General features: G+C 59.2%; 9 protein-coding genes and 1 tRNA gene. 1 reads left to right on the forward strand and 9 read right to left on the reverse strand.

The window, feature by feature from the left end; all coding sequences use genetic code 11:
• Nucleotides 1–483: 483 nt before the first annotated feature.
• The 9 genes from rplT to recJ all read right to left on the reverse strand — a co-directional run bounded on the left by rplT (nucleotide 484) and on the right by recJ (nucleotide 11,423).
• Nucleotides 484–843: a 50S ribosomal protein L20 gene (gene rplT / locus GDJ93_RS07775; protein WP_006234421.1), complete on the reverse strand. Its 360-nt coding sequence runs from the start codon at nucleotides 841–843 to the stop codon at nucleotides 484–486.
• A gap of 46 nt (nucleotides 844–889) precedes the next feature.
• Nucleotides 890–1,081, reverse strand: coding sequence for a 50S ribosomal protein L35 (rpmI, locus tag GDJ93_RS07780; RefSeq protein ID WP_006234422.1), 192 nt, complete (start codon nucleotides 1,079–1,081; stop codon nucleotides 890–892).
• Between the two features lie 42 nt (nucleotides 1,082–1,123).
• Nucleotides 1,124–1,684 (reverse strand): translation initiation factor IF-3, encoded by a 561-nt coding sequence (gene infC, locus GDJ93_RS07785; protein ID WP_152068360.1) that lies wholly within the window; start codon nucleotides 1,682–1,684, stop codon nucleotides 1,124–1,126.
• Between the two features lie 429 nt (nucleotides 1,685–2,113).
• Nucleotides 2,114–2,200 (reverse strand) — tRNA-Leu (locus GDJ93_RS07790).
• A 39-nt stretch (nucleotides 2,201–2,239) separates the two neighbouring features.
• Nucleotides 2,240–3,673: a transglutaminase-like domain-containing protein gene (locus GDJ93_RS07795; protein WP_152068361.1), complete on the reverse strand. Its 1,434-nt coding sequence runs from the start codon at nucleotides 3,671–3,673 to the stop codon at nucleotides 2,240–2,242.
• Nucleotides 3,674–3,926: 253 nt separating this feature from the next.
• Entirely contained in the window at nucleotides 3,927–4,793 is an 867-nt protein-coding gene (fba, locus tag GDJ93_RS07800) for a class II fructose-1,6-bisphosphate aldolase (RefSeq protein ID WP_117638198.1), read from the reverse strand.
• A 194-nt stretch (nucleotides 4,794–4,987) separates the two neighbouring features.
• Nucleotides 4,988–5,671, reverse strand: coding sequence for an MBL fold metallo-hydrolase (locus GDJ93_RS07805; RefSeq protein WP_152068362.1), 684 nt, complete (start codon nucleotides 5,669–5,671; stop codon nucleotides 4,988–4,990).
• Nucleotides 5,672–5,759: 88 nt separating this feature from the next.
• Nucleotides 5,760–8,120, reverse strand: coding sequence for a RelA/SpoT family protein (locus GDJ93_RS07810; RefSeq protein WP_117758813.1), 2,361 nt, complete (start codon nucleotides 8,118–8,120; stop codon nucleotides 5,760–5,762).
• Between the two features lie 15 nt (nucleotides 8,121–8,135).
• A complete protein-coding gene (recJ, locus tag GDJ93_RS07815; RefSeq protein ID WP_152068363.1) occupies nucleotides 8,136–11,423 on the reverse strand; it encodes a single-stranded-DNA-specific exonuclease RecJ in 3,288 nt (1,095 codons plus the stop codon).
• 276 nt (nucleotides 11,424–11,699) lie between these two features.
• Between recJ and GDJ93_RS07820 the strand changes: the two genes are divergently transcribed.
• The gene (locus GDJ93_RS07820) at nucleotides 11,700–12,698 is read left to right on the forward strand and encodes a bile acid:sodium symporter family protein (RefSeq protein ID WP_152068364.1); all 999 of its coding nucleotides are present in this window, start codon (nucleotides 11,700–11,702) and stop codon (nucleotides 12,696–12,698) included.
• Nucleotides 12,699–12,705 lie beyond the last annotated feature (7 nt).

The following is a 12,705-nucleotide window of genomic DNA, read 5'->3' on the forward strand; positions in this document are numbered from 1 at the left end:
TCCGTTCGATTCATATGGTTTTAGTATAGGAAAAGGAATTTCTCGGGGCCGCCTCTCGGCGGCCTTGCGAAAAACAAATCCAAGTTAGACCATTTCAAATGGTTCGATGTCTGCCCGGATGCGACACTCAATGTGTCCATCCTCGCAGTATCCGGTTCTCAAGGTGCACGCCCCGCGGCTGATCCGGTTCCACCGGGCCGCGCGGCAAGGAGATATATTGCCAGACCGGAGGGGCGCCGGGGGCGGGAATTCCACTCTTCACAAGTCCTACACAATACATCGCTTCCTATATAAGTAATAGAAAGGCTGGTGCAGAAATACTGCACGTATCAGATGATGACCCTTCGGTTAAGAGATATATAAAGATCGGTCACCTGTAAGTGTCTATCTACCCGCGCTTTTGCTATATAAACCAGCGCTTCAGATAAAAAGAGGGAGCGCCGCGCACAACGCGACACTCCCCTAGCGATTCAAGAGAATCTATTAGGCCTCGAGAGCCTTCTTGGCGATGGTAGCCAGCTCGTTGAAGGACTCGATGTCCTCGTAAGCCATCTGGGCCAGGACCTTGCGGTCGAGCTCGATGCCGGCAACCTTCAGGCCGTGCATGAACTGAGAGTAAGAGATGTCGTTCAGGCGAGCAGCAGCGTTGATACGAGTGATCCAGAGAGAACGGATCTCGCGCTTCTTGTTGCGGCGATCACGATACTGATACTGCAGGGAGTGCTGGACCTGCTCTTTAGCATGCTTGTAAGTACGCGAAGCGGCACCGTAGTAACCCTTCGCACGGTGCATAACGGTACGGCGCTTCTTCTTGGCGGCAACAGCGCGCTTAATACGTGCCATGTTCTATCAACTCCTAGACGGTAAAACGAAAAACGGGAACGCGAACTTAGGCGAGACGCGACTTGATGACCTTGCGGTCGGCAGCGGCGATCTCGGTCTCCTGACGGAAGCCACGCTTACGCTTGGTGGACTTCTTGCTCAGGATGTGGCTCTTGAAAGCCTTGGCGCGCATAAGCTTGCCGGTACCAGTCTTGCGGAAACGCTTTTTGGTGCCGCTGTGGGACTTCATCTTAGGCATGAAATACTCCTTAATCGGTTACAGAACACTAGTTACTTGGTATCACTTAGCCGCTTTATCCTCATCGAAGGCGCCCTTAATCGGGGCGAGCAGCATAAGCATGTTACGGCCTTCCATCTTAGGCTTGGACTCGACCGTAGCGTAAGGCTTGAGATCCTCGGCGAGACGCTCGAGAACGTTAAGGCCCTGCTCCGGGTGAGCCATCTCACGGCCGCGGAACATGATGGTGATCTTAACGCGTGCGCCCTTCTTGAGGAAACGCAGAACGTGGCCCTTCTTGGTCTCGTAGTCGCCAACGTCGATCTTGGGTCGGAACTTCATTTCCTTGACCTCGACCTTGGACTGGTTCTTACGAGCAGCCTTGGCCTTCATGGCCTGCTGGTACTTGAACTTACCGTAGTCCATGACCTTGCAGACCGGCGGCTCCGCGTTGGGAGCGATCTCGACCAGGTCGAGACCCTGATCGTCGGCGACGCGCTGGGCATCGCGGATGGCGAACAGGCCGAGCTGAGAGCCATCGACGCCAATCAAACGGCACGAAGATGCAGTAATCTCGTCGTTGATGCGGGTGTCATCAGACTTAGCTATTTTCCCTACCTCCATTCATAAAAAATAACCCGGCGCTTCTCAGCAACCAGGTCGTACACATAGACTTCCTCGATTTGAGGAAGGGAATCTAAGTTGTATGACCAGTCAGCTGCTCATTGGCGCCAAAAGGTGGGAGCCCTCGGGTTCCTCTTTAGGGCATTGTGGGAACAACGCCTTGCGAATAATAACACGTACAGCGCATTATCACATTACGTACACGAAAAAGGGGCCACAACCCCCTCAAAGCGCAGGTACATGTATGGTGCCCGAGGCGAGACTCGAAGGGCCTTCGCTTCGCGAAGCCCCGGGCTTCGGGCGCGCGGCGCCCTCGCCACGCTCCGCTACAAACAGGCCACAGGCCTGTTTGCTTAACGCTTCGCGCGCTCACGCGAGTTCGGCACGAAAAAGGGGGCCGCAACCCCCTTGAACGCTCGCTTGCATGTATGGTGCCCGAGGCGAGACTCGAACTCGCACGTTGTTGCCAACGGTGGATTTTGAGTCCACTGCGTCTGCCAATTCCGCCACTCGGGCACGTAATGCGTGAGTTAGTTTATCACAGCTTTCTAGCGATTAGTCCGAAAATGGAACTTCGAGCATTTCGATGAGTTCGACCGTGCGGAGCATCTCGCGCTGACGGCATCCGCGACCGTCGACCGAAGCCTCGCCCATCTGGTTATCGTAAGGGTCCTCGCGCATGCCGTCGAAAGAGGGGTCAAACCCTGCCTGGAATCGATTGTTGGCCACCATACGCCACGGGTCGAGATTGCCAAAGTAGTGACGGCGGCGCCACTCCTCCCCCATCCTGCGAGCAGAAGATCCAAATGACACGTCGGCGTTGAGCCAACCGGTCTGCGGCGTATAGAACTCTGCCCAGTCGTGCGACCCCACCGAATCGGGCGCAACGTACAGGCCGCTCTGCCAACGGGCAGGCACGCCCGCGATACGGCACATGGTGATAAACGTGAGCGCCATAACGCCGCAATCGCCGCGGAGCGAATGCGCGCAGTCATCGGCAATAGATCCCAAAAGCAAGTACGGCGGCTGATAGCGATAGTCGATATGCTGCGTCAGATAATCATAGATAGCACGAGCGCGATCGAGCGGATCCTCGAGTCCGTCAACAACACCGGCCGTCAGCTGCTGCAGATACGGCGTGAATGCAATGTGCGGACGGTCCTCAGAAATATCTTCGGGCAACGGCGCGTCCATACACGGATGCGACGGAAGCGCACCCCCATAAATATCGCGATAAGCGGCATTGATTTGATAGCGATAGGTCACCGAGAATGAGCGATCACTCGAAGAAGACCACGAGGCGGTACGCGCCGAAGCGTTCGCGGGAGCAACAGCACCCTCCGGCGTCATATCGAGAACCTCGATATGAGACTGTTGACGACAGGCGGCGGCAACGGGTAGCCAAGCGCGAACGGTCTCCCCCTCTAGAGCGCCGGGGACAGACAAGGACGCCTTAAGCGTAATAACGCGAGTCAATCCGTTTTGCGACTCCATCTCCTTGAGCATCTCGTTGCGCAGTGCTATTCCGTCCGTAGAATCGGGACGCATGCCGGGGACCTCTTTGGGATATACGCGAAGCGAATCGAGGAAGTTGTCGAGAACGAACAGCTCACCATCGATAAAGCGCCAGTCAATACGCTTACGGTCAATCAGATCGTCAAACTGCTCCTCGGTAAACTCAGGCCACTCCTCGCGAATCATCGCAATAGCCCGATCGCGCGACACCGAAAAATGAAGCGGCGTCTCAAGCATGCGATACCGCTCGGCACGAACGCAGGCAGCAAGCGAGGGATCGGGATTCTGCCCCAAAAGACGATCACAAGCCGCAACAGCCTGCGTCAAATATCCGGCATCCTTGAGACGAAGAATCTCGGGCGGCAGTCCAATATCGAGATGACGGAAATCATCACAGCAAACATCAACAGAGCAACCAACAGGACCCTCGTCAATGACCTTCCCATCCGAAGGCAGCACATTAATAACAGCCATACCAAAACTCCAAGTCACTAGAACGCTTGAAGCCCATTGTAGCGAGATAAAAAGAAAGCCCCAACAAGGGAGCCATCAACACCGCCGAACGGTAGTCAAAAAAAATGAATTCAGCCCAGTAACCCTGCGGCGTTAAACGAAGGAAGCCCCGTCCCCCGGAACTGTTTCCTTGGCGCGACTTCTGGCGAAGCCAGGTGAGCGCAAAGGAAACAGTGTAGGGAGACGGGGCTTCCGGCGGGAAGTTTAGCGACGCTTACGCCTTGTTGACGGAGCCAAACTCCTCCATGAGCTCCTTGGTGCGGGCAACGATGTTGTCGCGACCAGGCTTGAGGAGCTTGCGGGGGTCGAAGCCCTTGCCCTGCTGATCCTTGCCAGCCTCGATGTACTCGCGAACACCCTTGGCGAAGACGAGCTGCAGGTCGGTGTTGACGTTGATCTTGGAGATACCCAGGGAGATGGCCTTCTTGATCTGATCCTCGGGGATGCCGGTGCCACCGTGCAGAACGAGGGGCAGGTCGCCGGTCTCGGCCTTGATCTCGCCCAGACGCTCGAAGGAAAGGCCAGCCCAGTCGGCGGGATACACGCCGTGGATGTTGCCGATACCGCAGGCGAGGAAGTCGACGCCCAGGTCAGCAATCTGCTTGCACTCAGCAGGATCAGCGAGCTCGCCGCTGGAGGTCACGCCGTCCTCGGTGCCGCCGATGCCGCCGACCTCGGCCTCGATGGACATGCCCTTGGAGTGGGCAAGCTCAACGAGCTCCTTGGTGCGGTCGAGGTTAAGCTGGAAGGTCTCCTCGTGAGAGCCGTCATACATGATGGACGTGAAGCCGGCCTCGATGCACTTGAAGCAGTCCTCGTAAGAACCGTGATCGAGGTGAAGGGCGACGGGAACGGTAACGCCCGTGGCCTCGACGGCAGCCTTGACCATGTCGGCGCAGACCTTGAAACCGCCCATCCACTTAGCGGCACCAGCGGTGCACTGAAGGATCAGCGGAGACTTGGCCTCCTCGGCGGCCTGGAGAATAGCCAGGGTCCACTCGAGGTTGTTGGTGTTGAAGGCACCGAGACCGTACTTGCCGGCCTCGGCCTTCTTGAGCATGTCTGCTGCGTTGACGAGCATAAAAGAAACCTCCTGTAAGGTTGCTCCGATAACGCCTGAGATTTTACCACGACATACCCGAGCATAAACGTTCGTTTGTTCACGAATACCATCCGATTGGACAAATTTTGACCGTTTGCCCCACAGAATCGACCCACTGGGGAAAATAGCTTGACGATTGAGCGGTCTTCGTGGTTCGAAAGACGGCTTCGAGCCTACATCTGCATAAACGGGTTCTGCATAAGTTCGCGCGCCATCGTGGTCGAATCGCCATGGCCCGTCAAGCAAACGGTATCGGGCGGAAGCATCTTGGCAAGTTTGGAGAGCGAGCGCATAATCGCCGCCTCGTCACCGCCGGAAAGATCGGTACGACCGTGGCTGCCCGGGAAAAGCGTGTCGCCCACAAAGGCGATGTTCCCCTGCTCGGTCGCGGCGAACAGGACGATGCCGCCCGGCGTATGCCCCGGCGTCTCGATCACCTGCAGGCAGACGTCGCCCACCTCGATTGTATCGCCCTTGGCAAGCAAACGCGTCGGCTCACCCGGATCGGGCGTCTCGATACCCCACATGGCGCGCTGCTCCTCGATATTTGCGCGAGGTACCGTCACATCCTTAGCGCACAACTCATATAGTGCGCCGTCGCCAACGACAGCCCGAACCCCGGCAACCCCGCCAACATGGTCGGCATGACCGTGCGTGCAGACAGAGCCGAGTACACGCACCTCGGGATGCGCGGTGCGGATATGCTCCACAAGACGCTCGCCCTCCCACGCCGGATCGACGATTAAGCACTCGTCATTCGAAATCACGGCGTAGCTGTTGGTCTGAATCGGGCCGTTGACGAGCGCCTCAATCGAAGCCGTGCCTCGGGGTGTCAGGTCCAAAGTCATATCGTCCATGCGCATACCCTCCTTCTAAAATACGCTCGAGGCACCAAACGATGCCTCGAACGTAACCAATATCTATGATGCTGAGAGGCTCTCGCACCTACACACGGCGCTTGAGTTGCGCTCCGCCCTCGCCGGGCATAAGACGGCGAGCGTCGTAGACCGAATCGACACTGCTGATGGAAGCCAGCAGCGGATCCAGACCGCTCGCATCCGAAATTTCGACCATAAAGCGCAAGGTCGCAATACCCTCGCGGTTGGTCGACGTGGCGGCAGAAAGGATATTGCCGCCCGCATCGCCAATGGCAATGGTGACGTCCTTGAGCAGACCCATGCGGTCCAGGCACTCGACCACGATCTCGACCTGGAAGAGGGTGTCGGCAGCGCCGTCCCACTCCACATCGATCATGCGCTCGGGATGTTCCATAAGACCCTTGACGTTAGGGCAGTTGGCGCGATGCACCGAAACGCCACGACCGCGCGTGATGAAGCCGACGATGTCGTCGCCCGTCACGGGGTTGCAGCAATGAGCCAGACGGACCAGCAGGCCGCTGTTGCTCTCGCCCTTGACGATAATGCCGTTACTGGCGCTCTTGCCGCGCTTTTGCGGCTTGCGGTTGGAGCCGCGAGCGGGCTGCTTCACGACCTCGGCGATAGCCTCGGCCTTGGTGAGCTGTTCCTCGGGCTTGGGGTCCAAGATTTGCTCGACCTTATTGCCCACAGCGCGCGGGGCAACCTTGCCGGCGCCGACGGCGGCAAACAGGTCCTCGAGCTGCTTGAAGTTAAACTGCTCCGCCACGGCGTTGAGTGCACGCGTCGAACGCGGCGTAGAAATGCCATAGCCACGCTTACGCAGGTCCTTGGCCAGCATATCGCGACCAGCAGCAGCGTCGTCGTCCTTGGTCGCGGCGGCAAAATAGCGGCGGATCTTTGACTTGGCCGAAGGCGTCTTAACGATCTTGAGCCAATCACGCGACGGCTTGGAACTCTTGTTGGTCAGGATTTCAACGCGGTCGCCCGTCTTGATCTCGTGCGTGAGCGGAGCCACCGCACCGTTGATTTTGGCGCCGACGCAATGGTTTCCCACCTCGGTGTGAACGGCATAGGCAAAGTCGAGCGGCGTGGAACCGGCACGAAGCGCCATGACCTCGCCTTTGGGCGTGAAGACAAAAATCTCCTGATCGAACAGATCGACCTTCAGCGAGTGCAGGTATTCCTTGGCATCGGTGATCTCGTCGGAAGCCGCCCAATCGAGCGAATGCTTGAGCCAGTTGATCTGGTCGTCCAAACGTTGAGCGTCATTGGTCTTGGAAGCAGACGATCCGCCCGACTTCTTATATAGCCAGTGGGCGGCAATGCCGTACTCGGCCTGCTCATGCATCTCGTAGGTTCGAATCTGAATCTCGAGCGGACGAGCCGTGGGGCCGATGACCGTCGTGTGGAGCGACTGGTAGTTATTGACCTTGGGCATGGCGATATAGTCTTTAAAGCGACCAGGCATGGGGTGCCACAGCGTATGCACCGCACCGAGCGTGGAGTAGCAATCGCGCACCGAATGGGTAATTACGCGCAGCGCCACCAGGTCGTAGATCTCGGAGAACTCCTTGCCCTTGCGCTTCATCTTTTGGTAGATGGACCAATAGTGCTTGGAACGGCCGTTGATCTGGAAGTCCTCCAGGCCAATGCGGTTGAGTTCGTCGGTGAGCGTCTTGATGGTCTCGGCCAGATAGCGCTCACGGACTTCGCGCGACTCCGCCACCATGCGCGCGATGCGCTGGTAGGCATCGGGCTCCAGGTAGAAGAAGGACAGGTCCTCGAGCTCCCACTTAATAGAGCTCATGCCCAGGCGGTCGGCCAAGGGCGCGTACACGTCCATGGTCTCACGAGCCTTAAACAGGCGACGATCCTCGCGCAGGGCTGCCAGCGTTCGCATGTTGTGCAGACGGTCGGCAAGTTTAACGATGATGACGCGAATGTCCTTGGACATGGCGAGGAACATCTTGCGCAGCGTGAGCGCCTGCTTCTCGTCCATGCTGTCGACTTCGATGTTGGTGAGCTTGGTCACGCCATCGACGAGCTCGGCCACCGTATCGCCAAACAGGCCGGAAACATCGGTGAGCGAAGTCTCGGTATCCTCGACGGTATCGTGCAGTAGCGCGGCACACACCACATCGCAGTCCATCTTGAGATCGGCCAAAATGATGGCAACCTCGACGGGATGGTTAATGTACATCTCGCCCGAGCGGCGCTTTTGGTTGCAGTGCTTCTCGGCGGCAAAGCAGTAGGCCTGCTCAACCTTGGAGAAGTCATCCTCATTCATATATTTGAGGCACAGACGCTCCAGCTTGTCGTAGCTGTCCGCCATAATCTCGGGCGGCAGCTCATCGGCATGCTTATAGTGCTCCATCTCCGAAAACGGCTGGAGGGTGGAATCATGGGCGGTACGGGCTGCGGCATCCATCGAGGTCCCCTTCCCCTAGGCCCGCGGTACGATCGGGCGGTTAACTTTGGCTAGCATATCAGAAGCGCACGAATCGAGCGCCCAGCTCCGGAAAGCCGAGAACTCCATGCGCGAGCGCAAGCCCTCCAAATAGCGAATTGACCTGCTCAATTGAACGCGGCCGGGGTTTTCGGCCATCGCGATGCGACGGGTGTCGTCAAACCCCGAAACTCGACAGAAACCAAGCTCTTCGAAGATTCCCAGGCCGCTTTCCACCGAACGCTCGTCGACCGGCGTGCGAGCATCGATGGCAAGGCACATCTGCGCGATGTCGATATCGCTCGCGCTAAAGGAATCGTCCCCGGTCTTGCCGCGGTTGGAGCGCCACATGGTCTGCAGCGCGCGATAGAGCGTGACGAGCTCGTCGCGCTCGGGCGCATAGCAGTCGAGCAGGCGCTCGTTAATGCGGGCGTCGCGCGACGAATAGAGCAGATGGATCACGGCGGGCTGGCCATCGCGGCCGGCACGGCCGCTCATCTGGTTGAACTCGATGGCGCCAAACGGCATGTGGTAGAGCACAACATGGCGGATATCGGGCAGGTTGACGCCCTCGCCAAAGGCAGATGTCGAGACGATGCAGCTGAGGCTGCCGTCTCGGAATGCTTCCTCCACGCGACGGCGATCGGAACGCGCAAGCCCCGCGTTATAGAACGCGATATGGGTTGCGCAATCGGGCACACGCTTGCGCAACGTCTTGGCGAGCGCCACGGACTGGTCGCGCGAATTGACGTAGATGACGGTCTTTTCCCCCGTCGCCACAATCGACACCAAACGGTTCTCGCGACTTGCAAGATCGCGGTCGTCCTCGAGCTGCAGGTTCTCGCGCACCGTCTCGTCGACCACCGTGCGAGTGATCGGCAGCATGCGGGCAAGCTCGGCCACGACCGGAGCCGTCGCGGTGGCCGTCGCAGCCATAACGACCGGGTCGCCCAGGGCTTTGAGGATATCGGGCATGTCAAGATAGGCGCTGCGGTCGCCGCCCTTGGCAAGGCCGGCGTGGTGTGCCTCATCGATAACGACAAAGCCGATGCGGCCCGAACGCGCGAAGCGGTCACGATGGATAGACAGGAACTCGGGCGTCGTGAGCACGATACCGGTGCGGCCCGAAGCTAGGCCGGCGAACACGTCATCGCGTGCGGCCTCCACGGTCTCGCCGGTCAGCACGCCAACGCCAATGCCAAGCGCTGCCATCGTCGACGAGAGGTGATAGGCCTGGTCGGCAACGAGCGCACGCAGCGGATAGACAAAGATGCTCGCACGCCCGCGAAGGACCGCCTCGCGCGCGGCATGCACATGGAAGATGAGCGACTTGCCGCGCCCCGTTCCCATAACGGCCAGAACACTTTGGTGATCGGCCAGGGCATCGAGCGCCTCGACCTGCGCGCGGTGCGGCTGGTTCGAGCCGATAAAGCTATGGATAAGCGAGCGTGTCAGCTCGGTATAAGAAAGCTGGGCGAGCGTCTCGCGCTTGCGCGACTCCAGGCGCAGGCCGGAATCCGCCGGCTGCACGCCACGACGAAGCTCGCATGCCGGATCGTCGACGCTGGGCAGCGTGGTATCGCGGACCAGAACATCCTTGACCATGAGCTTGGGCTTCACACGACCCTGCCAATGCTCGGCAACGGCCTCGAACACCAAGTCGACGGCGCTGTCGCAATTGATAAGCTTGTCGATCTGCGGTACACGAAACATGATGGCCGACACACTCGCGGCGCCATCCGTCGCCACGAAGCGCATGTGCTCGCCGGTCTTACCCACCACGGCGCGATCACACATCGTCACGCCCTCGGCAGCCAGCAGCGGCACCTTATTACCCTGGCCAAACGGCTCAAGGCGGGAAATCTGCTCGATGGTCTCGATATTCAATTCGGAAAGGTCGACCGTGGCGGCAACCTCGTCGGTGTCCTCAAAGTCCTCGGCGGGAAGCTCGGACAACACAGCTGAAAGGCGACGGCGGAACTCATCGAGCTTGGATGCCTCGATGGTCACACCCACCGCACCGGCATGTCCGCCGCGACGAATCATCAGGTCGGAACAGCGCTCGATGGCGTCAAACAGGTTAACTTTGCCCACCGAGCGACCAGAGCCGCGCGCGATACCGTCCTCGATCGAGAACAGCAGCGCCGGCACGTGGTAGCGGTTGGTCAGACGGCTTGCCACGATGCCCTTGACGCCCTCGTGCCAGCCTTCGCCGCCCACGACGATCGCGCGTCCGCCGTCATAGGTCTCCTCGACCTTTGCCATGGCATCGCGCGTGAGCTCCGCCTCGATCTCACGGCGCTGGCGGTTGATTTCCTCGAGCTCAGCCGCCAGTGCGCTTGCTTCGATGGGATCGCGGGCAAGCAGCAGGTCGAGCGCCAGCTTGGGATCGGCCATGCGACCGGCAGCGTTTAAGCGGGGAATGAGCGAGAATGACAGGCCATCCGCCGTAATGCTCGAAAGGTCCGCCTTGGCGAGCGCGGCAAGCGCGATATAGCCGGGGCGAGCGGTTACGCGCATCTGCTGGATGCCCTCGGCAACCAGCGCGCGGTTCTCGGGCGTGAGCGGCATCATGTCGGACACGGTGCCCAGCGCCGCGACCTCGATTAGCGAACGCCAATACGACGGCTTGCCCAGGCGCTCACCCAGGACTTGCACCAGCTTGAGCGCCACACCAGCACCGGCAAGCTCACGCGAGGGGCCCTCGTCCTCGAGCTTGGGGTCGGTCAGGGGCACACCCTGCGGCACCTGGTCGGAGGGCTCGTGATGGTCCGTGACCACCAAATCGATCCCCAGGCTCTCCAGATAGGAAACCTCTTCCTTGGCGGCAATGCCGTTATCGACGGTCACGATCAGCTGGGGGCAAGCGAGCTCGTTAACGCGGTCGAGCGCCGCGCGCGAAAGACCGTAGCCCTCATCAAAGCGATGCGGAATAAACGGCGTGACATCGGCGCCAAACGTGCGCAGCGCCTCGGTCAACAGGCAGGTCGACGTAATACCGTCAACGTCAAAATCGCCAAAGACTGCAATGTGCTCGTGGTTGCGAATAGCACGCTCGACGCGGTCGGCAACGACCGACATGCCCGGGATAATGAGTGGGTCGGCCCAGTCGCGATCGAGCGAAGGCGTCAAAAACAATTGGCCCTCTTTGATGGAGCCAATACCGTGCGCGACCATAATGCGCGCCACCAGCCCGGGAATGCCCAGACCAGTCGAAAGCTCCTTTTCGAGCTCGGGGTTTTGCTGAGCGACCGCCCAGCGATGCGTCGTCTTAAGCGATGACATAGGCACCCACCCCCGATAGGGGCAGGTCGCCGCGATACCTCTCACGGTTCATAGCGATGAGTCCTCTGTGTATGCCCACTTCGGCAGGCAGATCTGTTGAACGGATTTATTATACCGTGCGGCGCGGACGCAAATCGCCGCAGCACGCCGCGGTTTCGGTAAACGATGCCGGTAATAGCCTCGAAATAATCGAGCGTTTCTGACGCACGGACACATGTGAGCGTCTAGCATATCCAGTCAAAACGGATTCACGAGCAAAGGGAGTCACAAGAGCATATGAAGCAATGGGTTGGACTGGGCAAGTTTCTCGCGGGGCACATGCAAATCATCGTTCCTATTTGCGTGGCACTCGGCGTGCTCTTTCCTCAACAGATCGGCGTTCTCAAGCCCATCGTTCCCACCTTGTTTGCCTTTATGACGTTCCAAGGTGCGCTCAGCAACACCTTTCACCAGGTAGCCGAGGTGTTCCACCGTCCGCTGCACCTGATTGTGGCATTGTTGGTCTCGGCGGCGCTTATTCCCATCGCGGCCTATGCCATGGGATCGTTGTTCTTTGGTTCCAACCCCAACCTTGTCTGCGGCATCGTGCTCGAATACAGTGTGCCCGTGGCAGTCACCGCTTTTATGTGGATCAGCATGTTCGGCGGCAACGGCCCGCTCGCACTCACCATCATCCTGACGTCCTCGGTCATCTCACCTGTGACGATTCCGCTTACGCTCAAGCTCCTGCTGGGCGCCACCGTCTCGATCGACGTGCCAAGTATGATGCAGAACATGGCCTTTATGATCGCCATCCCCGCCGTGCTCGGCATCGTGATCAACGAGCTCACGCGCGGATGGGGGCACGAAAAACTCTCCCCCGCGCTCTCGCCCGCCTGCAAGTTCATGATGATGGGCGTTATCGCCTCCAACTCCACCGCCATGAGCGAGTACGTGCTGCACATGAACGCGGTGCGCTTGGAAGTCGCCCTCTTTATTTTGGTCTTCGCCATCAGCGGCTTTGTCGTCGGCATTCTGGTCGCCCGCGCGCTGCATCTGCCATATAGCGAAACGACCACCATGTGCTTTACCTGCGGCATGCGCAATATCTCTTCGGGCGCCGTCATCGCCACGCAATACTTTCCGGGCGAAGTTGTGTTTCCCGTCATGTGTGGAACGTTGTTTCAGCAGGTGCTCGCCTCGCTTATCGGGCACTTCTTCGAGCGTCTGACCGGCGAGGAGCGCGCCGCCCAGCGCAAGCGCGTCGAGGCCGGCCGCGATGCAATGGCGCGCTAAACCGTCC

Origin of the sequence: Collinsella aerofaciens (genome assembly GCF_902501475.1) — a bacterium.
GTDB lineage: Bacteria > Actinomycetota > Coriobacteriia > Coriobacteriales > Coriobacteriaceae > Collinsella > Collinsella aerofaciens_AL.

Excerpts from the sequence above, each read along its gene's own strand:
- rplT (WP_006234421.1), bottom strand. The coding sequence starts at position 843 with ATGGCACGTATTAAGCGCGCTGTTGCCGCCAAGAAGAAGCGCCGTACC.
- rpmI (WP_006234422.1), bottom strand. The coding sequence starts at position 1,081 with ATGCCTAAGATGAAGTCCCACAGCGGCACCAAAAAGCGTTTCCGCAAG.
- infC (WP_152068360.1), bottom strand. The coding sequence starts at position 1,684 with ATGGAGGTAGGGAAAATAGCTAAGTCTGATGACACCCGCATCAACGAC.
- GDJ93_RS07795 (WP_152068361.1), bottom strand. The coding sequence starts at position 3,673 with ATGGCTGTTATTAATGTGCTGCCTTCGGATGGGAAGGTCATTGACGAG.
- fba (WP_117638198.1), bottom strand. The coding sequence starts at position 4,793 with ATGCTCGTCAACGCAGCAGACATGCTCAAGAAGGCCGAGGCCGGCAAG.
- GDJ93_RS07805 (WP_152068362.1), bottom strand. The coding sequence starts at position 5,671 with ATGGACGATATGACTTTGGACCTGACACCCCGAGGCACGGCTTCGATT.
- GDJ93_RS07810 (WP_117758813.1), bottom strand. The coding sequence starts at position 8,120 with ATGGATGCCGCAGCCCGTACCGCCCATGATTCCACCCTCCAGCCGTTT.
- recJ (WP_152068363.1), bottom strand. The coding sequence starts at position 11,423 with ATGTCATCGCTTAAGACGACGCATCGCTGGGCGGTCGCTCAGCAAAAC.
- GDJ93_RS07820 (WP_152068364.1), top strand. The coding sequence starts at position 11,700 with ATGAAGCAATGGGTTGGACTGGGCAAGTTTCTCGCGGGGCACATGCAA.